Origin of the sequence: Glaciecola sp. 2405UD65-10, assembly GCF_048820975.1 — a bacterium.
Taxonomy (GTDB): Bacteria; Pseudomonadota; Gammaproteobacteria; order Enterobacterales; family Alteromonadaceae; genus Glaciecola.
This window is the reverse complement of sequence record NZ_JBMEUF010000001.1, coordinates 2053367-2074488: the sequence shown is the minus strand read 5'-3', so window position 1 is coordinate 2074488 and position 21122 is coordinate 2053367. Positions and strand designations below refer to the sequence as shown.

Annotated in this window: 22 protein-coding genes; 11 read left to right on the top strand and 11 right to left on the bottom strand. The window is 40.3% G+C overall.

The window, feature by feature from the left end:
- Nucleotides 1–3: 3 nt before the first annotated feature.
- Both ACOI22_RS09325 and ACOI22_RS09320 read right to left on the bottom strand, forming a co-directional pair.
- Nucleotides 4–834, bottom strand: a complete 831-nt coding sequence (locus ACOI22_RS09325; protein WP_420671753.1) for a carbohydrate ABC transporter permease — start codon at nucleotides 832–834, stop codon at nucleotides 4–6.
- 3 nt (nucleotides 835–837) lie between these two features.
- Nucleotides 838–1710: a carbohydrate ABC transporter permease gene (locus tag ACOI22_RS09320; RefSeq protein WP_420671752.1), complete on the bottom strand. Its 873-nt coding sequence runs from the start codon at nucleotides 1708–1710 to the stop codon at nucleotides 838–840.
- 643 nt (nucleotides 1711–2353) lie between these two features.
- Here ACOI22_RS09320 and ACOI22_RS09315 point away from each other — a divergent pair.
- Complete coding sequence (locus ACOI22_RS09315) at nucleotides 2354–3631, top strand: amidohydrolase family protein (protein ID WP_420671751.1); 1278 nt, start codon at nucleotides 2354–2356, stop codon at nucleotides 3629–3631.
- 44 nt (nucleotides 3632–3675) lie between these two features.
- On the top strand, nucleotides 3676–4239 hold the full coding sequence (locus ACOI22_RS09310) for a hypothetical protein (RefSeq protein WP_420671750.1): 564 nt from the start codon (nucleotides 3676–3678) through the stop codon (nucleotides 4237–4239).
- Between the two features lie 91 nt (nucleotides 4240–4330).
- Here the strand turns inward: ACOI22_RS09310 and ACOI22_RS09305 are convergent, their stop codons facing one another.
- Nucleotides 4331–5002: a sulfotransferase family 2 domain-containing protein gene (locus tag ACOI22_RS09305; RefSeq protein WP_420671749.1), complete on the bottom strand. Its 672-nt coding sequence runs from the start codon at nucleotides 5000–5002 to the stop codon at nucleotides 4331–4333.
- 225 nt (nucleotides 5003–5227) lie between these two features.
- On the opposite strand from ACOI22_RS09305, the gene ACOI22_RS09300 reads away from it, so the two are divergent.
- On the top strand, nucleotides 5228–6055 hold the full coding sequence (locus ACOI22_RS09300) for an ABC transporter permease subunit (protein WP_420671748.1): 828 nt from the start codon (nucleotides 5228–5230) through the stop codon (nucleotides 6053–6055).
- Nucleotides 6052–6966: an ABC transporter ATP-binding protein gene (locus ACOI22_RS09295; RefSeq protein ID WP_420671747.1), complete on the top strand. Its 915-nt coding sequence runs from the start codon at nucleotides 6052–6054 to the stop codon at nucleotides 6964–6966. Before ACOI22_RS09300 ends, ACOI22_RS09295 begins: the two co-directional genes overlap by 4 nt.
- A gap of 17 nt (nucleotides 6967–6983) precedes the next feature.
- On the opposite strand, the gene ACOI22_RS09290 is transcribed toward ACOI22_RS09295, so the two are convergent.
- Nucleotides 6984–8246, bottom strand: coding sequence for an adenylate/guanylate cyclase domain-containing protein (locus ACOI22_RS09290; protein ID WP_420671746.1), 1263 nt, complete (start codon nucleotides 8244–8246; stop codon nucleotides 6984–6986).
- Between the two features lie 343 nt (nucleotides 8247–8589).
- On the opposite strand from ACOI22_RS09290, the gene ACOI22_RS09285 reads away from it, so the two are divergent.
- Complete coding sequence (locus ACOI22_RS09285) at nucleotides 8590–9549, top strand: carbohydrate kinase family protein (protein WP_420671745.1); 960 nt, start codon at nucleotides 8590–8592, stop codon at nucleotides 9547–9549.
- A 40-nt stretch (nucleotides 9550–9589) separates the two neighbouring features.
- Entirely contained in the window at nucleotides 9590–10210 is a 621-nt protein-coding gene (locus ACOI22_RS09280) for an RraA family protein (protein ID WP_420671744.1), read from the top strand.
- On the opposite strand, the gene ACOI22_RS09275 is transcribed toward ACOI22_RS09280, so the two are convergent.
- Nucleotides 10203–10574 carry a YacL family protein gene (locus tag ACOI22_RS09275; protein ID WP_420671743.1) on the bottom strand — a complete coding sequence of 124 codons (372 nt, stop codon included), beginning with the start codon at nucleotides 10572–10574 and terminating at the stop codon, nucleotides 10203–10205. The two genes, ACOI22_RS09280 and ACOI22_RS09275, sit on opposite strands and share 8 nt — an antisense overlap.
- 135 nt (nucleotides 10575–10709) lie before the next feature.
- On the bottom strand, nucleotides 10710–11381 hold the full coding sequence (locus tag ACOI22_RS09270) for a nitroreductase (protein ID WP_420671742.1): 672 nt from the start codon (nucleotides 11379–11381) through the stop codon (nucleotides 10710–10712).
- Nucleotides 11382–11645: 264 nt separating this feature from the next.
- Between ACOI22_RS09270 and ACOI22_RS09265 the strand changes: the two genes are divergently transcribed.
- Nucleotides 11646–12644 (top strand): 2-hydroxyacid dehydrogenase, encoded by a 999-nt coding sequence (locus ACOI22_RS09265; protein ID WP_420671741.1) that lies wholly within the window; start codon nucleotides 11646–11648, stop codon nucleotides 12642–12644.
- 75 nt (nucleotides 12645–12719) lie between these two features.
- Here ACOI22_RS09265 and ACOI22_RS09260 read toward each other — a convergent pair whose 3' ends face one another.
- Together ACOI22_RS09260 and ACOI22_RS09255 are read right to left on the bottom strand one after the other, a co-directional pair.
- A complete protein-coding gene (locus tag ACOI22_RS09260; protein ID WP_420671740.1) occupies nucleotides 12720–14270 on the bottom strand; it encodes a mannitol dehydrogenase family protein in 1551 nt (516 codons plus the stop codon).
- Nucleotides 14267–16003: a purine-cytosine permease family protein gene (locus ACOI22_RS09255; protein ID WP_420671739.1), complete on the bottom strand. Its 1737-nt coding sequence runs from the start codon at nucleotides 16001–16003 to the stop codon at nucleotides 14267–14269. The genes ACOI22_RS09260 and ACOI22_RS09255 overlap by 4 nt, the downstream gene beginning before the upstream one ends.
- A 394-nt stretch (nucleotides 16004–16397) precedes the next feature.
- Here ACOI22_RS09255 and moaD point away from each other — a divergent pair, with 394 nt between their 5' ends.
- Nucleotides 16398–16643 (top strand): molybdopterin converting factor subunit 1, encoded by a 246-nt coding sequence (gene moaD, locus ACOI22_RS09250; protein ID WP_420671738.1) that lies wholly within the window; start codon nucleotides 16398–16400, stop codon nucleotides 16641–16643.
- A gap of 2 nt (nucleotides 16644–16645) precedes the next feature.
- Here moaD and ACOI22_RS09245 read toward each other — a convergent pair whose 3' ends face one another.
- Nucleotides 16646–16879 carry a TIGR02647 family protein gene (locus ACOI22_RS09245; protein WP_420671737.1) on the bottom strand — a complete coding sequence of 78 codons (234 nt, stop codon included), beginning with the start codon at nucleotides 16877–16879 and terminating at the stop codon, nucleotides 16646–16648.
- Nucleotides 16880–17011: 132 nt separating this feature from the next.
- Between ACOI22_RS09245 and mobA the strand changes: the two genes are divergently transcribed.
- Nucleotides 17012–17620, top strand: coding sequence for a molybdenum cofactor guanylyltransferase (gene mobA, locus ACOI22_RS09240; protein ID WP_420671736.1), 609 nt, complete (start codon nucleotides 17012–17014; stop codon nucleotides 17618–17620).
- 121 nt (nucleotides 17621–17741) lie between these two features.
- Nucleotides 17742–18275, top strand: a complete 534-nt coding sequence (locus tag ACOI22_RS09235) for a hypothetical protein (RefSeq protein WP_420671735.1) — start codon at nucleotides 17742–17744, stop codon at nucleotides 18273–18275.
- An 8-nt stretch (nucleotides 18276–18283) separates the two neighbouring features.
- Here the strand turns inward: ACOI22_RS09235 and ACOI22_RS09230 are convergent, their stop codons facing one another.
- Both ACOI22_RS09230 and ACOI22_RS09225 read right to left on the bottom strand, forming a co-directional pair.
- Nucleotides 18284–19189 carry a hypothetical protein gene (locus tag ACOI22_RS09230; protein ID WP_420671734.1) on the bottom strand — a complete coding sequence of 302 codons (906 nt, stop codon included), beginning with the start codon at nucleotides 19187–19189 and terminating at the stop codon, nucleotides 18284–18286.
- 25 nt (nucleotides 19190–19214) lie between these two features.
- Nucleotides 19215–20120, bottom strand: coding sequence for a substrate-binding periplasmic protein (locus tag ACOI22_RS09225; RefSeq protein WP_420671733.1), 906 nt, complete (start codon nucleotides 20118–20120; stop codon nucleotides 19215–19217).
- 127 nt (nucleotides 20121–20247) lie between these two features.
- Between ACOI22_RS09225 and ACOI22_RS09220 the strand changes: the two genes are divergently transcribed.
- A complete protein-coding gene (locus ACOI22_RS09220) occupies nucleotides 20248–21105 on the top strand; it encodes a substrate-binding periplasmic protein (RefSeq protein WP_420671732.1) in 858 nt (285 codons plus the stop codon).
- The last annotated feature ends 17 nt before the right edge of the window (nucleotides 21106–21122 follow it).

Genomic DNA, 21122 nt, shown 5'->3' with positions numbered 1-21122 from the left:
CTCCTATTTAACTGCGCCGAAGCTTAATCCGCGCACTAATTGTTTTTGACTAAACCAACCTAGTATTAAAATTGGCACAATGGCCATGGCTGAAGCAGCCGATAACTTGGCGTAAAATAAGCCTTCGGGGCTTGAATAACTGGCAATAAAAGCAGTAAGTGGTGCTGCGTTGGCTGCGGTTAAAATAAGTGTCCAAAATGCTTCGTTCCATGCAAGAATGACATTTAATAAAAGCGTTGAGGCTATTCCTGGTAAGGCAATTGGTAATAAAACATGAAATATTTCTTCACCAATAGTCGCGCCATCCATTCTTGATGCTTCAAGAATTTCATTCGGAATTTCTTTAAAGTAGGTATATAGCATCCAAACCATTATTGGCAAGTTGATAAGAGTCATAACTATGACCAAACCTAACTTGGTATCAAGCAAACCAAAGTCCCTAAACAAAAGGTAAATGGGAATTAGCACTCCAACAGGAGGCAGCATTTTGGTTGATAGCATCCACATTAATAAGTTTTTGGTGCGCTTGGTTGACACAAAAGCCATAGACCATGCTGCAGGTATTGCGATTAATAAGCCCAGTAAACTTGAGCCAATTGAAATAACGACTGAGTTCCAGAAATGGTCAAAATAAGGTGAGCGTGCAAGCACGTCAGCATAATTTTCTAAGGTCCATTCGAACATAAACAAACTAGGCGTAGCGGAAATGGCTTCAGCTTCTGTTTTAAAGCTTGTGATTAATGTCCATAAGATTGGAAAGAAGATTAGGCCACTTATACTCCAAGCTAAAATGGTGTAAATCACTTGTGATTTTTTACTAGAGTTCATCGACATGACTTACCCCTCCAAGTTCTTGCCAATAAGGCGCATTAAGAAAATAGCTACAATGTTCGCAATAATGACTGCCACAATGCCGCCAGCTGAACCACCGCCTACATCAAACTGCAATAGAGACTGCGTATAAATAAGGTAAGTTATATTAGTTGAGGCATAACCTGGGCCGCCGCTTGTGGTAACTAAAATTTCGGCAAAAATTGACAGCAAGAATATTGTTTCAATTAAGATAACCGCAGTTACTGCGCGCATTAAATGTGGCAACACAATGTAAATAAACTTACTGAAAGGGCCTGCGCCATCAAGGTCGGCGGCTTCTAATTGATCACGATCTAGCGATTGTATTGCGGTCAGTAAAATTAACGCAGCAAATGGTAGCCACTGCCACGACACAATTATGATGATTGACAACAGCGGCATCTGCGCAAAGAAATCAATAGGCGTGAAGCCTAAAAACTCTGCCAAATGAGCGAATAAACCGTTTACAGGATTCATAAACATGTTCTTCCACACTAAGGCCGATACGGTAGGCATAACGAAGAAAGGTGCTAGTACCATAATTCGTACGTAGTTTCTGCCCCATATGGCTTGGTCTAATAATATTGCTAAACCAATCCCGCCACATATGGTTATTAGCAATACACCGCCAACTAGAAATAAAGTGTTAAAAAATGATTCTACAAATGCTGGGTCGGTTAAAAAGAATTCATAGTTTAAAAACCCTATAAACTCATTGTCACCGGGAATAAGCAAGTTGTAGTCAAGAAATGAGAAGTACAAGGTCATGCAAAGAGGAACTATCATCCACGCCAGAAGAAGTATGACTGACGGAAGTAGCATCATCTTTGCCAATGTACGAGATTGCATTGTGGCCATAAGCTAAACCTTTTAAAAATTAAATGAACAAGTAAAAGACACTTGCATACCAATTAAACCTAATCCTATAGCTATATAATTTTGCCGAAAATACTCACTTCGACTTGCATTAACTTGCCTGTTATAGCTAATTCAGACTTTGCACTTATCTTGGGTTTATGGTTTTAATTGGTCATATGCTCAAGATGTGAGCATAATCCCTTAATTATGTTAATTCGTCAATCGTTTTATTTACATTTAATTATCAATAAAGTTGGCTTTTATAATAAATGCAATAAAATTAGAGGGTTAAAATGTTATTTTGTAAGAAAAGAATTAACGTCTTTCCCATGCGCTGTCTTGTATATAGTAGGCTCTGCTCAAAGTGAGGTGTGACTATTGCGTTTTTGCTTTTACTTTGGCCTTGGTGCAGCACCTTGTTCGCAATTGGGGAGGGCGAATAATTGAGGCAAAAACGCTTGTTTTACGAATACGATATGTGCTTATTGCTGTATTTTACTCTATGCTAAGCTGTTTTTTAAAATAATGACGTGTGTCATATCAATAGTATCAAACAACAGCGCTAACATTCACATACAAGGCTTGAACGTATACACTGCTTACAACATGATTCACAAAAGCGCTATTAAGCGTAGGAAAACAAATGAAAATAATAACAAATATAGTTTTTGGTTTAATTCTCTTTTTAGTCAGCACTATTCCCGTATTCGCAAAACAAATATTAATAAATGCTGATGCCATGCTTGATGTGGCGGCAGGTAAAACGATAAAGAATGTATCGGTTTTGATAGACGATAAACGCATTGTTAAAATTTCCAAACAGGGTGAAATTGACAGCGCCAACACTCAAGTAATAGATTTAAAGGGTATGACATTAGTACCTGGTTTAATGGATATGCACGTGCATTTAACCGGCGATGCGGGCGACAACTTTTTAGCTGCAAAAGGTAACTCAGTCCCCAGAGTGACAGTGAAAGCGGTTAAGAATGCTAAAACTACACTCATGGCAGGTTTTACAAGCGTAAGAAACTTAGGCGCCAAAGGTTACTCTGTTATTGGTGTGCGCGATGGCATAAATGCCGGCGAAATTCCCGGCCCTAGAATTTGGGCTGCAGGATATTCTGTGGGCGTAACTGGCGGGCATTGTGATGATAATTTCTCGCCACCCGAGGCTAAGAGTTTGTCAGGTGGCGTGGCTGATGGCCCATGGTTAGTCAGAGCAAAAGTCCGTGAAAACATTAAATATGGCGCTAACACTATAAAGGTTTGTGCAACAGGTGGCGTATTTTCAAAAGGCACTAAAGTAGGGATTCAGCAATTAACCGAAAATGAAATTCGCGCTGCAGTGGATGAAGCTCACATGCGCGGACTGATTGCTGCGGCACATGCGCACGGTACTAGTGGCATTAAAGCGGCAATTCGAGCAGGTATCGATTCAATTGAACATTGCAGCTTTATGGATGAAGAGGCGATTCAACTAGCGCTTGATAACAATACGTATTTATCATGTGATATTTATAATACTGAGTACACTCTTGCTTTCGGCGAAGCGAATGGCGTGCCCGAGGAAAATATTAACAAGGAAAAATTAGTATCAAAAGCGCAGCGCGATAGCTTTAGAAGAGCCGTTAAAGCCGGCGCTAAAATGGTATTTGGATCAGATGCCGCCATTTACCCCCACGGTGATAACGGTAAACAATTTTCACGTATGGTGAAATTTGGTATGACGCCACTACAAGCTATACAGGCTGCAACAATAAACAGCGCTACTTTATTACAGCAAGAAGAGCAGCTTGGCCAAATTAAAGAGGGCTTTTTAGCCGATATTATTGCGGTGAAGGGCAACCCTTTAGAAGACACCACCTTGTTGGAGTCAGTGAGCTTTGTAATGAAAGATGGTGTTGTATACAAAATAAAGTAGTAGCTCAAGCGTAATTGCTTCGCAAAAAAAGGAAAGGAACAATAATGAAGAATTTACTACTGCTTAGCTTATTTGCAGCAAGCGGCCAAACAATAGCCATGCAAGCTTCACCTAGTGTTAACGAATTACTTGAATGTAAAGTGATTAGCGATAACCAAAAGCGTTTAACATGTTTTGATAAGCTTGCTTCGCAGATTGTGCTCAAAAGTGACGCAAAGCCTAAGCTTACGGTAGCTCCGCCTACCAATACGCCAAGTATTGTTAGCTTACCTCCTGCTCCCGTAGCGGCAAGCAAGCCTTTGGTAACAGTGCCGCAAACCAATGAAGATCAGAATAAAGTAAAAGTGGATGTATTTGGCCTTGAACATAAACAAGTGATTATAAGTGATTCAGATTCAATCACGGCCTTAGTCGCAAACGTTAAAAAAGCACCGCATGGAGAGCTTGTAATCACACTTGATAACGAACAGGTGTGGCGGCAAACTAGTTCGGAGCGTTTGCGCATCAAAAGCGATGACACAGTGGTAGTAACACGTGGCGCACTAAATTCATTTTTACTTAAAAAAGAAGGAAGTAGCCGCGCTATTCGAGTCAAGCGAGTTAAATAAGGTTAAAGCGCAGCTTTACGTGAAGTGAGCTGCGTTATCTATTTATTTGTGCACCACTAGCTTCCTCGCTTGGCTGCATGTTACCCCCTCGTTATGTTTTCGCGTGTTGTTCGTCAAATTGATAACCGAGTATTTCTATATCTTTGGCAAAATGCTTGTCAACCAGCGCTTTTATTTCATCAGTATAGTAAGTGTGATAACTGGCACGGTCTGCGGCTTTTCGCTTGTGCGGCATTTTCTTTGAAGGAATGCCAAGCGTTTTGCACACATGATCAAAATCACTTTGTAAATTTTCATAGTGGCCTATAAAATTGGTCAGCAAGTTACCATGTAAATCAACAAGGTAATCAGTTTGTAGCTGCAACGAGGTATCAATATGATATTGATACTCACGGCTAGGGTCGAACTTCCAGCGCATGAAGCTTTCAAAAGTGTCATGGCCTTGCATTACTTGAGGGCGCTCACGTTTAATATGATGAAACGAACTAACTTGTAAATCCCATGGGTTTCTTACTACCGCAAACTTAAATAGCCCTTCAAAATATTCTTCAGGTAGCATTTCTTTGGCCGCGATTATGCGAGAATGACGTGGAAAGCGGCTGCCTATTTTGTGCCCACACAGTTGACTCATTTTATTACAAATAAATTGGGCTAAGGCATATCTATGTCCCCATCTATATTGCGATAATGCATCGCGCATACTCGTGCCGCCCGTTTTAGCAATATGCACGAAAAGAAATTGTTTACTGTGAGAAAGCAACACGTGTAGTCTCCTTGGGATAAGTCCAAAGTACAAAAAATACCTGATATTTTAAGAGTATACATACAGACATTGCATTTGCTAGTGTCGTTCACTTATTTCGTTACACTAATGAAATATTTATGTATTTTCTTATACGCTTAAATTTGTTGGTTACGGTTAAGTAAACCAAGCATGCTAAACTACACTACTGTATGTTGAAAATATACCTAGCAAAAAGGATAGAAAATGGAATTAAGTAGTTACCTCAACTTGCATCGTTTGTGGCATATAAGCACATTTGAGTTGAAACGTTTGTTTGCCAGCAAGCGCGGCCTAGTTGCACTTTGCGCATTTTCACTCGTTTGGTTACTAATATTGCGCTTTCTTATTAGTGAGTCAGTGGCTGTTATTGCATCACCTGATTTCGCTGCATTTGCGAGTGGTTTATTAAATACTATCGGCATAGAGGCCGTGCTGAATTGGCAGGTCGCTGAGTTATCCGTTTATTGGCTAATTGCACTACTTTGCTTTCCCACTCTTTGCATTTTGATGTGCAATGACCAAACGGTGGGGGATAGAGAGCGAGGTACAATAAGGTTTTTGGTTTTGCGGAGTTCGCGCTTAGAATTATTACTTGGCCGCTTTTTAGGGCAAATGCTAGTGCTCACTATCTTAATAGCGCTCACGCTTTCTTCTACTTTAATCTTGGTTGCGCTTCGAGATGGAAGCCTTGTTAGCCAAGGGCTTCATATGAGTGATTTCATTTCACTTAATATTATTCTTGCCTTGTGTCCTTATGTTGCGCTAATGAGTTTATTTAATACTTTTGCTCGCTCACCGCGTTTAACGGTGGTTAGCGTAATCATCTTCTTTATTGCCGGTGGCTTTATTGTAAAAATGCTTGTTTGGCAATTTCCGGCTCTTAATTTCTTGGATTATATTTTTCCAGGCGTGCAAATTAACCAAATGAAATCTTTAAGCATATCTACCGCAGTGGTAGCGGCTATCACCTTAGGGCAAACGGTGATATATCTTTTCTTAGCCGAACGTATTTTAGCAAGGAGTTCAATATGAGCACCTTAATTTCAGCGCAAAATTTAAGTAAAACATACGGCGCAAAACGCGCTTTAGACTCTGTTAATTTTACCATTGAACGCGGTAAACCGGTTGCATTGGTTGGTCCGAATGGTGCAGGCAAAACCACTCTATTTAGTATTCTGTGTGGATATATAAAATCCTATGAGGGCAAGGTTGAAATTTTAAACCACGTGCCGGGGCATCCTGCTTTAATCAACCGAGTGAGTGCGTTGCCACAAGATGCACAGCTTGATCCACGTTTTAATATTATTACTCAATTAGCATTTTATGCAAAACTGCAAGGTTTTAGCCGCAAAGAGAGTATTCAAGAGGCCACTCGAGTGCTTGAATTAGTGAGTTTGTCAGATGTGGCTAAGCATGCATCAGAAGACCTCTCCCACGGCATGCGCAAACGCGTAACAATAGCTCAAGCCTTGATTGGTTCGCCTGAAATAGTATTGCTTGATGAAGCCAATGCAGGCTTAGATCCAATCCATGCTAGGCAAATTAGAGAGTTGGTTAGCGATTTGTCAGAGCAGGCTACCTTCATTTTAAGCTCGCATGATTTGAGTGAGTTAGAACGCTTGTGTTCGCAAGTTTTGCACTTGAATAACGGCGTACTTCAACAGCACAATACCTCAGCAACAAACAAACCCAAGAAGCATCACTTTACTTTGATGTTAAGCGAAGAGCATGAGCAGGCTATTTCACAGCTTCAAAGTCTTATAGGGGTGGATGAGGTTTATAAAAGCCAAAGTAAAGAATATGTAATTGCATATAATACCGATACTTCTGAACGCGAAAAGCTTGATTTACAAATTTTAAAAATGTGCCACGAGCAAGGCTGGCATTATCGACAACTCGTAAACGGCCACACCTTAGAAAATCAAATATTTGCTAAGGAATAAGCGTGAGCTTTACACGTTTATGAAACGAGCTGATAAATCCCAACCGGCCTAGAATTTAATTCTAGGTGCTTGTGGTTTTGCGAGAATTTGTGAACGCGATTCAATTGCTCAATAGTTTTTTCCGACACGGTGATTTCGTTGACCTTACCAGCTTCTTGGACATAGTGAGCGAAGTCAACGTTTTCTCCCCATATGGAATATACCGATTTGAGCTTAGTTACCACGCCCATAGTGGCTGAGCCAGAATGTATACCCATTCGAACGTCAATACTGCCTAAACTACTGGCTATTTTTTTACATTCAATGGCAAAGCGAATTAGTTTTTCTGCCCCTTGTGCAGGGTCACCGTTGGCAATAACCGATACCATATAGGTGCTTTGCACAGTATCAATTTTTTCAAGTTCATATTCGTAAACAAGGTTATCAAATTCACCAATAAGTGCGTTTAGTTGCTCACACACAAATTTGTCACCGTGTTGCGCTATTGCTTGGGCTAAATTTGGCAGGCCAATAAATAGAATTGAGCAATTAGGTAATGCCTGAGCTACCATTCTTTCTTTTTGCTGATCTTGAATGTAACTGGCATGCTTATTTTGATTGGTTGCCAAAAAAGCCTTGTTTAGACCATCATGGCTGTATGTGATGCGCCTATCATAAGCCGAGTGTTTACTTGAGAATATGGCAAAAAGCAGGGTAGAAACAAGTACTGATATCCAAGTAATTTGGCCTGCTAACAAGTGTTCGTTAGGGGGCATAACTATTAGTGGTGTAAAATCATAAAACGGAATATGGAATGCTAAAAACAACAGCAACATAGTGCTGCACGCAGAAAAACGGACTGCGTTAGAGTACTTTTCTAACACGAAATATAAACAAACCGCCATAGTTAAAAAGAAACCATGTACCGCTCCCCCATAACCTAATCCTGGCCCCGAGGCGACCACTGCCACTAAGATAAGCCAAAACGTTACGCCTATAAGCATGAAAGAAAAAGCGCGGTTGTACATTCCTTTTCTGGATATTTGAAAGGTAGCCAAGGCATAAAATAAGAAACAGATACTAACAGCCGACATAGGAATAGAGTCTAATTTTACCCAAATGGCTGACCAAATAATGCCATTAAGGGCAATGATAAAACAACCGAGGTCGATTAAACGAGCCAGTACACGAATATGCGAATGGCTTAAGTCAGGCATTTGGCCCAAAATATTTTGGGTCTCAATAGTACGTGAACGATTTTCCGCATTATTATTCTTTTGCGGTTTTTTCGACACTGACATTTCTACACGTTCCTCTTACACACTAATTGGCATTTATAACCATCATTAAAAAACTCAGCGCCTGAGTATACAGGGGCTAAACGCAATCTAGCAATAAAATATCAACTCGCTTGAGTACAAGGCTAAAAAATTGTTACACGGTGTAAAAAGTAAATTTTAAATTTAACTAAAATTAGCTCAGCTTGTTTATTTAGCCTTGTGCAAAAGCGAGGTATACTTAGGCAATTGCCAGAAAAAATTAACGCTCAAACAGAGTATTAGGCGAGTTGTACTCAATTTTGTTTGTGCTACAAATTATTTCTATTGTCTTATCGGCCAAATTAACAATTAATGGAAAAAAAGTATGAAAGTAGTTTGCATTGGTGAAATGCTCATAGATATGGTTTGTACAGATACTAACCAAGGTTTAGTTAATGGCGTTAACTATTTGAAAAAGTCCGGTGGAGCACCAGCGAATGTGGCCGCTGCGATTGGTAAATTAGGAGGTACCGCGCATTTGGTAGCCGCCGTTGGAAACGACCCATTTGGCACCTTCTTGGTAAACGAAATTGCGCAATATAATGTAAATACAAACTACGTTTCTGTTCTGCCAATGTCTACTACATTGGCATTTGTTTCATTAGCGGATGATGGCCAACGTGAATTTGCATTTAATAGAGGGGCTGATGAACAGCTTTCTTTAGATGCAGAAGCCCTTAGCTTTTTGAGCTCTGACAGTATTTTGCACATAGGCTCAGCAACAGCACTTTTAGGTGGGCCACTCAATGATACTTATTTAGCGATTACGAAAGCCGCGCACAAAAATGGAAATACGATTTGCTTTGACCCTAATTTTAGAATTGGATTATGGGAAGGCAAAGAGGCAGAGTTCATTGAAGCTTGTACGCCCTATTTTAAAATGGCTGATATTGTAAAAGTAAGTGACGAAGAGCTTGAGTTGTTTACCAAAACAAATGATATGGAAGCGGGCTGCCAATATTTCCATGATTTAGGCGTAAAAATTGTATTAGTGACCTTAGGCGGTGACGGCTGTCTTATTTCTCAAAATGGTAAAAGTACGCGAGTACCGGCATATAAAATAAAAGCGGTAGACACAACAGGTGCCGGTGACTCTTTCATTGGTGCGGTGTTGTACCAACTATCGCAGCATCCTGCTGACAACACATTCTACGCCAACGATATGGCTAGTTTTGTTGCGTTTGCCGGTAAGGTAAGTGCGCTTGTATGCTCAAGCTTAGGTGCTATGTCGGCTCTACCTACTTTAGCTGAGGTTGAAGCTATCACATTTGAAATTAATCAGTAATTGAAGTCGTAAGAATTTACGCGTGTAAAAGAGGAAAATTATGAGCGACTTACCCACTATTAGTGAAATGAACGATATTAGCCCCTGCGATTACGCCGACGCTCTACCGCGTAGCCAATTTATGCACTACAGCATTGGTCCTTTGCATCAAAACATGGGCCGTATATCAGGCCCAGCATTCACGGTAAAATGCGAAGCGGGTGATCACCTTATGTTGCACGCCGCTATTTATGCAGCCAAGCCCGGCGATATAATTGTTGCTCAGGCCGACGATGGCTTTGCCCTAGCGGGCGGGAATGTATGTGCTATTGCACAAAATAGAGGCATTGCTGGATTTGTAATAGATGGTGTTATTCGCGATTTAGCCGAAGTACGTGAACTAGGATTTCCTGTTTTTGCTAAAGGTGTAATGCCAAAACCAGGTAAGAAAGAATCTGTGGAATCTATGCAGATTAATATTCATTGCGGCGGCGTAAGTATACAGCCTGGTGATATTATAGTAGCTGATGAAGAGGGCACTGCTGTGATCCCGCAAGCGGACATTGCACAGGTTTATGCCATAGCTAAACACCGCGCAGATACTGATGCAAACATGACTTTGCAACAATGGCAAAGCAAGCACCATGCTCTTATCCAAAAGAAGCTTGGCGAGCTTAAATAAAGTCTTTCCACGACGCAAGCACTTGGGCAAAGTCTTCTAAACCGCAGCCCGAAGCTGATTCCTGATCGTACACTTGTGTACCTTCAGGTAAATCTTCGGCTTGGCTTTCAAAATCATCATTATCTAAGTATTTTGATACAGCTTCCACTTCATCATCATTCATACGTAAATGGATTTCTTTACCGGGTAATTCAAAGGTGTTTATTTGCTTGTTATTGAGCTGTTCAATGGCATGTAAAAGAGCGTCGATTTTTGCTTTATCGTTACCGAGTTCTTCTGAAAACCATTGTGCAAAGGTTTCACCGCCCATATCAAATTTAGCTAGGGCTTGCCCGCTAATGTCGCGAATAAATTGATAGTTCATATATGGCTCCTAATGCACGTAATTACTATGCGTACAAACATGTAAGTAGGAGCTTGATAGAAACGCTCACGCAATTTGTTTATAAGCTAGCCGGTGCTGTTGTTGGCAGTATAAAACAAATACCGATGGGGAACATTAAAAACCATGATAACGAACAAATTCAGAGTTATCTGCGCGTACCGAACGTACATCATTAGCGGGAAAGTCTTTGTCAGGGTAGCCTAAGGCAATACAAATCATGATTGCTTCGTTGTCGGGTATTTGCGCGTGCTCGTGTACCACCGCTGATTGCATAATACCTTGTCCATTAATTACGCAGCCCAAGCCTAAATCCCATGCGGCTAGCACAATGCCATAAGCCAACGATCCTAATCCAAACTGAGTAACGCCAGCAGGCTCTAATGATTTATCATACGTTAACACTAAAGAAACCGGCGCATCAAACTGGCGAAAACCACGCATCATCCAATCCATGCGTTTTTCTTTATCATCGCGCTCAATTCCCATTGCTTCAAATAGTTGAATAGCTACATCAATTTGGCGCTGTTTATGAACGCCCTCATACGCTTCTTTGTATGGAAAATCTCTTACATGGGGCTTGCCTGCCAAGGTGTTTTGGGTATTTCCTTCGCGAATCTTGTTCAGTACGTCACCGGCAACGGCATGAATTTTCCAAGTTTGTGTATTATAAGATGAAGGAGCCCATTTCGCCGCGTTTATGATTGCGTCTATGGTTTCTTTAGTAACGGCTTGTTTGGTAAACCCTCTTACGCTTTTTCTTGAAGCCGCAAACTCTGCAAAATTCATAATGCTCTCTTTGTTAATCTAATGTTAAGTTAGATTTAGACTAAACAGAAATAGGTGCTAGTGCAATACAAGCCATTAGCTTGGGGGATTTATTCTTTTTATGATGATCTATAGCCCTTAGGTTTGATTTGCATCAGCCTGCCAGTAAAACGAGTAATTAAGCAGCAATTTTCCATTCACTTTGCCACACATCTGCACTAGACTCATTAACGATTTAAGACAGAATTCACCCTCATCTATTCTTTGTTAACTAAAGGCACCATTATGAAAATAGCGGTATTTTCAAGCAAATCATACGATAAACAAACCCTAAACAATGAAAACACAGCGTTAGGCTTAGCGTCTGAATTAAGCCTAGAGTTTTTCGAATCACGCTTAAGTGAAGAAACGGCGGTTTTAACTAATGGCTTCGATGCGGTTTCATGTTTTGTAAATGATAAACTCGATGAATCTGTATTACAGGTACTAAAAGAAAACGGCATCAAAGCCATTGCGCTTCGCTGCGCAGGTTATAATAATGTTGACCTTGATTGCGCTCATGCCATGGGCATTCACGTTTATAACGTACCCGATTATAGCCCTGATTCTGTAGCCGAGCATGCTTTAGCCCTAATTATGGCCTTGAATAGAAAAACCCACCGTGCCCATTACCGAGTTAAAGAGGGTAATTTTTCATTAGAAGGCTTAATGGGGTTTAATGTATCAAGTAAAACTGTAGGCTGTATTGGTACCGGAAGAATAGGCAAGGCCTTTGTTAAAATTATGAGGGGATTTGGATGCAGGGTTATATGCTATGACGCTTACCCATCAGAGGAAGTAAGTGCTTGGGGATGTGAATACCTTGAACTAGATGCGCTGTACGCGCAGTCAGATATTATTAGTTTGCATTGCCCCTTAACGCCCGAAACAAAACATTTAATCAATGCTTCAAGCCTAAATAAAATGAAAGATGGCGTTATGATTATTAATACAAGTCGAGGCGCATTAGTAAATGCTCAAGAGGCCATAGACGCGCTTTATTCAGGAAAAATAGGCTATTTAGGCCTTGATGTATATGAGCAAGAAGGGGAGTTGTTTTTTGAAGATATGTCAGGGACTATTATTCAAGATAGCGTGTTTCAATTAATGTTAACTTTCCCCAATGTGTTGGTTACAGGGCATCAGGGTTATTTCACTGACGTAGCTCTTTCGCACATAGCGCAAACAACCCTGCAAAACTTACATGCGCATTTTGCAGACATTGATTGTAAAACAGAGCTGTAAACAAAAAAGCAATCTGTAGGGCCAGATTGCTTTTTAATGTTTTGCAGTAAAGCGGGTAAGTGCTATTTGTAGGTGCTATTTGCAAGTGCTTATAAGTTCGCGCATTTGCGTCACAATATTATTGCTCGCATATAAAGCGCTTACTTGCTTTTCGTACTCGGCAACAAATCTTTCGTCTTGTTTTAGTTCACCAAATACAGCTTCCATGTCTAAAAATGCAAGCTTATTGCTTTGGGTGTGTTTAGCACATGCGTGTAATTCATCAGCGAGTGGGTCATTTATATCTAATGCCTCGCCCTTATCATTTACACGTTTGTCACTGTAGTAGCACCAAGCAGCTAACACCAAACACGCAAGTTTAATACTACCCTTAGTTTGTAAATTATGAAGCACTGTAGGCACTAGGAAAGTATTGATTTTAGATGAGCTATCTAAACAAATTCTTTCTAGCTTATCTTTAATATTTGGGTTAGCAAAACGTTCGAATAAAATATCTTTGTATTCATTAATATCAATACCCTCAACAGGGTCAAGCGCTGGCGTGGCTTCAGTATCCATAAATAAACGTAAATATTGGCCAAATATAGGCGTACTTACGGCTTTATCAATGGTTGTTTGATGCTCAATAGAACCCAGAATACCTAACACCGAGTGGCCTGCGTTAAGCAAACGAATCTTCATTTTTTCGTAAGGCGTTACGTCACTCACAAACTGTGCACCTACTTTTTCCCATAATGGGCGTGCATCACTAAATTTATCTTCAATTATCCACTGGGCAAACGGCTCGCAAACTACCGGCCAAGCATCTACAAGCTGCATATTGTTTTTAAGAAACAGTGTATCTTCAGGGGAGGTTGCGGGTGTGATGCGATCAACCATTGCGTTTGGAAAACACACTTCTTCACTAATCCATTTGGCAAGCTCTGGGTCAAAGTGCTCAACATAGGCAAGTAGCATGTTGCGCGTCATATTTCCATTATGTTGGATGTTGTCACAAGATTGCACGGTGAAAGCTTTTTCGCCTGCTTCTTTTCTCACTTTAAGTGCAGCTGCTAAATAGGTGAAAACTAAGCGAGGAGGCTTATTTACATCTAAACAAGCATTATTTACGGCAAGGTTTTGTAGATCAAAAATTGCATCAGGGTGGCTAAAATCAAATGCATCTGTAACCGGGTCATAATTGTAACCGCCCTCGGTAATGGTGAGCGATACTATTTTTGTATCAGCATGCGCCATTTTATCTACAACCGCTTGAGGATTATCTCCAGCTAGCAAAAAGTCGGTCAAGCAAGCTATTACTTGGGCGTGTGCCGAGCCATTAGGATGCTTTACCAATAGGGTATACAAATTATCTTGCTGCTTTAGCAAGCCTTGCATTTTTCGGTCACCCTCTCTTAGCCCTATTCCGCAAATACCCCACGACAAATCTCCACTGGTTTGTATATATTCATCAGTGTAGAACGCTTCATGAGAACGATGAAATCCACCTACGCCAACGTGCACAATACCTGTACGTAATTCATTTCTGTTATACGAGGGAACTTTGACCGAACTTGGCAGCTGCGTTAAGTTCTTTTGATTTAACGCAATTGCTGCAGTTTGGTTTAATGACGAAACATTACTCATGATAAATTCTCCGGCGCTTCGGCGGTGTTAACCTTTTTTCTTTGCATAGCCCAGTATGCCGTCACGAAATAAATCAATGTGCAGCTTATGCCAACATTAAAAAACATATCGCGATTGCTTTCGTATGCGGGAATGTTGTCACTAAAAAACATGGTATTAATTGCAAAAGCAACTGTAACAAGCAAACTGGTAAGGGCCGTGAAGCTAAGCAGTTTAGTTAACCTAGATACATGAACTACTTCTTCTGGCTCTTGAGCCGCTTGGTTTGCTTGGTGAACAACCACGCGTTCATCAAACAGTTTCATTTTTGCTTCTTCTTCCGGATATTGTTTATTTGCACCGTGTTGTTTGGCTAATACAACATACACAATAATGGTAAAGAACCACGTAGGAATGAATAAGTAGTAAAACGATAAAATATCAAGGGCATTTAAACCAAAGCCAAACACCAGCCCTAAACCCCAAGCTAATACAGCAGGCTTACTATGCGTAAGCTGTTTATAGGCCACCCAATATCGGGTAAAACCAATACGAGGAAAAATAAAATGTTCCGCAAATACAATGGCGCCTACGGGTACAACTAATAGCCCTGCATAGGTCAAAAGCGGTAGCAACTTTGTAAATACAAAGGGGAAGCAAGCTATGACTACAGTCACTAGCCCTACCATTAATGTTGTTTTGTTTCGTGAATGGTTTTTAAATATAGCCTGGGCAGCTAAGCCAGCGCGGTACAAATTAGCGTTAGCGGTTGTCCAGCCGGCCACAATTACTATTACCAAGCCAGACAAACCCAAGGCCTGAAAGGCAACGTCACCTGGGTCAAGTTCAACAATCGACTTTTGCACAATTACCGCGGTTCCTGCGCCCATAATACCGGCGGAAATCCATGCGATGTAGTGGCCAAATAACATACCCGCAGAAGTACACAGTCCATAAGAGCGTTTTTTCGCGTATCGTAGCAAGGCCATGTCAATTAAGCCCACATGGGTAATGGTATTTGCCGCCCATGAAAAGCCAATTACTTCTAATAAACCAATGCCAGGTTCACCGCTTGCGTCTAAGCCTGTCCATACGCTTACGCTACCTATGTGCATAAAGTCAGACCAACTACTCAAACCAGTTTGTCCAATGACTGAATCTGCTAAAGCGGGCATTAAAATTAAAGGGCCGCTTACGAACATAACTAGTAACCAAGGAGCGCAAATTCTTGAAAAATTAGACACCGCGTTAAAGCCATACATGGCAACGAATACCACAATTATGCCCACAGCAAGCACAACGCCAACAAACCAAGGGTTAGTAGGGTACCAATTGAGTTGAGCTGGTATATTGAGCGCAAATCGCACGGCCGTAGCTGAAACCGTGATCATGGCCGCAGATATTACGGTAAATATAATAACATTTGCCCAATTGTATAGCTTGGTCATGGAGTTGCCGGCTATTTTTTGCAAGTAGGTATATAAGCTAAGGCGGGTCTCTACTGCAATTGGGGTGGTAATAAAGGTCCAGCTCAATACAGCCAGAATATTACCTATTAACAGACCAAGCAAAATATCGGTCATTGTTGCACCTAAAGCAACAAATGTAGCGCCGAAAACAAACTCGGTTGCGGCTACATGTTCGCCTGCGTAAATACCAAGGAAATGCTTCCAGCCCTTTAGCTTATGTTGTGCAATGGGTAATTGCTCTTCGCTAATATTAGCGATTTCTTGGTTGTGAACTTGTAAAGTCATATAAAATTCCAAAGTACTTACTATTACTATTACTATTGAGTACCTACTCAACTAGACATTAACGAAAGTACGAGATAAAGGTTTTAAGGTCTTTCTTCGACCACGAAATAATTTAACAATTAATGGGCATTTGCCCCAATGGTGGGCATACTCCCAAATTGTAAGTGTGTTTGTCAACTCTTTGTTAAAAAGAAGTGCAAAAAATTACACTAATGTAGACTTACGAATGGATGAATACGTTAATTATACTAAAGGATAGAGAAGTGTTTATTACAAGGTTTTAGTTGGGTGAGTTTTTTTTCAATATGTGCTTAGCAATTTAGCCATATAAAATATTGACCAATACGTATATTATTAAACTATATTGAGTATTTAAATGAGTCGGCAATTTTATATGATTACAGTACGTTTCTTTGCAAGTTTGCGTGAAGCTGTTGGGATGTCTGATTTAGAGTTTCAGTTGCAAAATGAAAGCTGTGTCGAAGATCTCCTTGTTACCTTATCGCAACAAGGAGAAAATTGGACTGCACTGCTTGAATCTGATGTGCTAGTGGCCGTTAATCAAACCTTAAGTAGCAAAAGTGCAAGCATTAAAGATTCTGATGAGGTCGCGTTTTTTCCGCCTGTAACCGGTGGTTAGATTTAATTAGCCAGTGCCGATTGCAATATCTTGGCGTGTTCGCAAAGGTCATAACCTAAGTTTGTTAAATAACCGCCGTCAGGCTGGCTCACTATGCCTTTGTCGAAAAGGCGTTGTGCTGCGGCTACTGTAGCCGGTTCAGCATCATGATGAATCTTCAAGCCTTGCATCAAACTGTTATTTGGATATTTTAAAATTAGATTTAACTCGTCAGTAAGTTCTTGATTAAAAGCCATACGTTTCTCTTCTAGTGGTTGGAAAAGTGTTAAATAATTGTTACCAGATTAGCGCTTTGTTTGTATAAACACAAAAAATTTATATATAATTTTAATAATAATATATAGATAACTTTTTAAGCGGATCAATACATGGATTCAAAAGCGTCCTTAGGCTTAGTGTTAGCCGGCGGTAAGTCATCACGAATGGGGACTGACAAAGCGCTTTTAGAATTTGATGGCGCAACACTTTTAGCTCGCGCTCAAGGTATCTTGATGCAAAGCAAAGTCGCCAACGTTGCAGTGAGTCGCGCACTTGAATGCAAGCACCAAGTAAAAGACATTATCCCTAACAAAGGGCCGTTATCAGGTATTCACGCCGCTATGCATGAATTTACCGATTTAAACATAGTGGTTTTGCCTGTAGATCAAATTTTAATATTCCCCACGACCATAAATACCATGATTGATTTAGCTCAGGCTGAACAAATAAACTACTGCGCGCAAGCGGCTAAGCGGCACAATTTATTAGATGGTAGCGCAGCGCACAAATTTAGCTTCCCTCTTTATATTCACAACACAAGGCAAGCTAGACACTATTTAGACTCGGTACTGCACGCGCACGAAACGAAGCGCTCGCTGTCGGTATTCGGCTTTTTGAAGCAATTTCCGCTGGCTTACTTGCCAGTTGACGATGCAAGCGAGCTAAGCAATATTAATACGCCTGAACAGTTTGCGCTTATGGCCAAAAATAAACGATAGGTGAGTACATCTATTTTGCTTTTTGCACCTTACTTTACATTGTAATTACTTTAATCCATAAATAACCTTGCATCGTATCCTACCTCTAAATTCGCTTATATTTTTAATCAAAGGACGCTACGTGAAATCACTACTCGCATTACTGTTAATTAGCCTTTTTGCCTTAGGAGGCTGTGCAAGTTACGAATACCCAGGTGAGCTTAAGCTCGGTGACAAAATGATTGACGTAAAAGGGAGTAGTTTGGCTGGGCAAAATTTTTCTATTCCCGAAGATTTTTCAGGCCAAAACACACTGCTGATATTCGGCTATAAGCAAGATGCACAGTTTGATATTGACCGCTGGTTAATTGGGTTAGATATGACCTCGACTCAATTACCGGTATATGAAATTCCTACTATTCAGGGCATGGCGCCACGCATGTTTAGTTCAATGATCGACAACGGGATGCGCAAAGGTATTCCAAAATCTTTATGGAAAGGCGTAATTACGGTTTATGAAGATGGTGATGCCATACAGCGCTTTACTGGCAATATTAACCCTAACAACGCGCGGGTAATGTTATTAGATAGTACCGGAGTTATTACATATTTTTATGACCAAGGCTTTTCAGTTGAAGCGCTAAACGAGCTTCGTGCCATTCACGGTACTGAGTAACTAGCTAGTTACGGGCTTGCGTTACTATTGCCACTGAGCCTTAGTTCTGTTTTGTCTAGGTACCTTTCAGTCTGAATTGCGGAAGCGGGGTGATGAAAGCTAGCGATGCCAAATCGGTTTATTGCAGAGAGCGCTTGGTACGACATGTCGTAGTTAGACATGAAAATTAGTTTCCGCTCATAAATACCATGCTTTAACAATATGTTGGCGTAATGTTTATTGAAAATACTAAAGTACGAGTCATTTTCTATGGCGCGTCCAATGCCTATGCTTAAGCCCCCATGTAGCATTTTATTACTACTGTTTGTAAATATAAAATTTGCGCTAGGATAAATAAAAATCATCTTGTTATCGATTTCGATTAGTTTGCGGTCTTCTTTTTGCACTTGCAGCGACAACGCTTCTAAATTGATTTCATTAATGGAACGAGAGAAGCAGTCAAAAACTTGGTTTTTAAGCATATTGGCTAAGCTAGAGTATGATTTACCACTAGACACCTTAAAGCCATTTTCTTGGTACACCTTTGTATCAATCAAGTTCTCAAGAATACCCACGCTTATAGATTCTTGAATAACATGCATAGGTGTTTGAAACGAAACATTAAGCGGTTTATTTTTGTTGGTTAAGCAAATTCGGTACCCGAGCAAACCTCTATCAAGTGGCACATAAACAGGGGTGGCATTTACTTCTCTGTTGCTGTTAATTCCGCCCACAAACAAATCAATATTTCCGGCTTCTAAGGCTTTAAATGCCTCGCTAGCATTCATTTTTTTTGACGCTACAAACTCATAGTCACCCAGTTCTGAAGAGGCTAATGACGCTATGTTTTGCAGACTTTGCAAAATAAATGGGTCATTATAGTTTTCCTGCCATACCACTATTTTTTGGCTAGCTAAGGAGGAAAGTGAGGCCATTAAAAGCAGACATGATACAAAACATTTATTCATTTGATACTTTGCTCAACGACGAAGCTTGAGTGGGATGAGATTTAATGGCTTCATGTAAAAAACTCGCAATGCCATATTTATTAATCCCCTGAGCTGCCGCGTTACTTAAATTGTTGTTACGTAGAAACAAAATTTTTCTTTCAAACACTGTAAATTTGCGAAGTTCGTCAGCATAATATTTGTTAAAAATAGATAAAAAGTCACCACTTTCTATTGTCTCTTGTAAACCCTGTTCAAGGCGTTCAACTAGCACTCTATTATGTTGATTAACAAATATAAAGTCGCCAAGGGGGTAAATCAATACATTATCTTGGTCAATCTCAATATTTAGATCTTTGTACTGAGTAAATTCGTTCGATATTTCGTTTACGCTTCTACTAAAACAATCAAAGCGCTTATTGTGTAGCATGGTGAAAAGTGATTCACGTACCGGACTGGCCACAATTTTTAAGCCGTTTTCTTCGTATATTTGCCTGTCAGGCCAATGACTACCAACGCCAATCTTTAAAGGCTTAAGCTTAAAATCCGCAATGGAAGTAATGTTTTGAAACCGCTTATCTCCTTTTTGAATTAAACAAATCCGAAAGCCAAGTAAGCCTCTATCAAGGGGAACTGGAATTAACCTAGCTTGTGCTTCCCGTAAACGAGTGGGGGCACCAATAAATATATCTATGTTACCCTTTTGTAACTCAGCAAAAGCACGACCTTGCTCCATGTCGGCAGAGGGCACAAATTCAAACGTTTGATCAGTGCTTGTTAGTTTACTTGCTATTGCACTTAACTGCTCTTGAAGATAGGGATTATAATAGTTGCGCGAATACACAACCCACGATTCTTGGGACTGACTAATGGTGATATTGCCTAGTAGTAGAATTACCAACAAGCATACTTTCATCATGTATTCTCCAAAGCTAGGAAATTGATGAATTAATCATCAGTGCTTTACAATATCATGCTTTATCGCAATTTCAAATTGAGAAGCTTATTTCCTTGACCCAGTAGCCAAGGTCGCATACGCTTGCCATATGAACAGTTCATTTTTTAGCCTCTTAATTTACATCATGATGCTAACGTTCTCAACGTTTGCGTCACCCTATTTGTTCGCTCAACAGAAGCTTGATTCAAAAGAGCCAGTGCCTAAAACATTGGTAACATTTATAGTGGATGCAAATTTTAAACCTTATAGCTTTGAGCAAGACGAAGCGCCAGCGGGTATTATTGTAGATATAATTAGTTTGGTGAACCAACAGCTTGAAGACTATAGGGTTGTGATTGAAGCTAAACCTTGGTCTACGGGGAAAAAATTGCTAAAGCAAGGGAAGTACTTTGCCTTAGCTGGCGCTTACTTTCATGGCCATGACTGGCCATATTTGTATCCATACTCCCACCCATTATATAAAGAAAGCCTGGTAACAATTTGCAACAATGAGTCGTCTATAAAAAAAGGGGACGTGTGGCCTGAAGACTATGTGACACAAACTATAGGTATTATTGGGGGGTACGATGGTTGGGTCGGAGCAAGTATTCGCAATAACTATGCTGATGAAATCCAATTTTTTGAGTTTCCCAATATTGAATTAATGGTGCGCGGCGTAAATAAAACCGTTGTAGATTGCGCGGTAACGGAATTAGCATCATACCAACAGGTATTAGCCGACACTGAGGCGCACAAAAATTCAGCGCCTATTCATAACATTCAAGTTTTTGAAGAACTAGATAGGCAACTTGCATATGTAGGGTATTCCGAGCCTGGCATTCGCTCAGGCAACTTTCCATACGCTGATGATTTTCAAAAAGCTTTCGATGTAGCCTTGTTTTCTGTTATAAGAGACGGGAAAGTAAAGCAAATATTCGAAAAGTATAACGTTCCTTACTCGCTTTAAGGCGAGGCCTATTTAGT

Excerpts from the sequence above, each read along its gene's own strand:
- moaD (WP_420671738.1), top strand. The coding sequence starts at position 16,398 with ATGATTACAGTACGTTTCTTTGCAAGTTTGCGTGAAGCTGTTGGGATG.
- ACOI22_RS09300 (WP_420671748.1), top strand. The coding sequence starts at position 5,228 with ATGGAATTAAGTAGTTACCTCAACTTGCATCGTTTGTGGCATATAAGC.
- ACOI22_RS09310 (WP_420671750.1), top strand. The coding sequence starts at position 3,676 with ATGAAGAATTTACTACTGCTTAGCTTATTTGCAGCAAGCGGCCAAACA.
- ACOI22_RS09230 (WP_420671734.1), bottom strand. The coding sequence starts at position 19,189 with ATGGCCTCACTTTCCTCCTTAGCTAGCCAAAAAATAGTGGTATGGCAG.
- ACOI22_RS09245 (WP_420671737.1), bottom strand. The coding sequence starts at position 16,879 with ATGGCTTTTAATCAAGAACTTACTGACGAGTTAAATCTAATTTTAAAA.
- ACOI22_RS09270 (WP_420671742.1), bottom strand. The coding sequence starts at position 11,381 with ATGAATTTTGCAGAGTTTGCGGCTTCAAGAAAAAGCGTAAGAGGGTTT.
- ACOI22_RS09225 (WP_420671733.1), bottom strand. The coding sequence starts at position 20,120 with ATGATGAAAGTATGCTTGTTGGTAATTCTACTACTAGGCAATATCACC.
- ACOI22_RS09260 (WP_420671740.1), bottom strand. The coding sequence starts at position 14,270 with ATGAGTAATGTTTCGTCATTAAACCAAACTGCAGCAATTGCGTTAAAT.
- ACOI22_RS09275 (WP_420671743.1), bottom strand. The coding sequence starts at position 10,574 with ATGAACTATCAATTTATTCGCGACATTAGCGGGCAAGCCCTAGCTAAA.
- mobA (WP_420671736.1), top strand. The coding sequence starts at position 17,012 with ATGGATTCAAAAGCGTCCTTAGGCTTAGTGTTAGCCGGCGGTAAGTCA.
- ACOI22_RS09315 (WP_420671751.1), top strand. The coding sequence starts at position 2,354 with ATGAAAATAATAACAAATATAGTTTTTGGTTTAATTCTCTTTTTAGTC.
- ACOI22_RS09320 (WP_420671752.1), bottom strand. The coding sequence starts at position 1,710 with ATGGCCACAATGCAATCTCGTACATTGGCAAAGATGATGCTACTTCCG.
- ACOI22_RS09265 (WP_420671741.1), top strand. The coding sequence starts at position 11,646 with ATGAAAATAGCGGTATTTTCAAGCAAATCATACGATAAACAAACCCTA.
- ACOI22_RS09295 (WP_420671747.1), top strand. The coding sequence starts at position 6,052 with ATGAGCACCTTAATTTCAGCGCAAAATTTAAGTAAAACATACGGCGCA.
- ACOI22_RS09285 (WP_420671745.1), top strand. The coding sequence starts at position 8,590 with ATGAAAGTAGTTTGCATTGGTGAAATGCTCATAGATATGGTTTGTACA.
- ACOI22_RS09255 (WP_420671739.1), bottom strand. The coding sequence starts at position 16,003 with ATGACTTTACAAGTTCACAACCAAGAAATCGCTAATATTAGCGAAGAG.
- ACOI22_RS09290 (WP_420671746.1), bottom strand. The coding sequence starts at position 8,246 with ATGTCAGTGTCGAAAAAACCGCAAAAGAATAATAATGCGGAAAATCGT.
- ACOI22_RS09220 (WP_420671732.1), top strand. The coding sequence starts at position 20,248 with ATGAACAGTTCATTTTTTAGCCTCTTAATTTACATCATGATGCTAACG.
- ACOI22_RS09280 (WP_420671744.1), top strand. The coding sequence starts at position 9,590 with ATGAGCGACTTACCCACTATTAGTGAAATGAACGATATTAGCCCCTGC.
- ACOI22_RS09325 (WP_420671753.1), bottom strand. The coding sequence starts at position 834 with ATGTCGATGAACTCTAGTAAAAAATCACAAGTGATTTACACCATTTTA.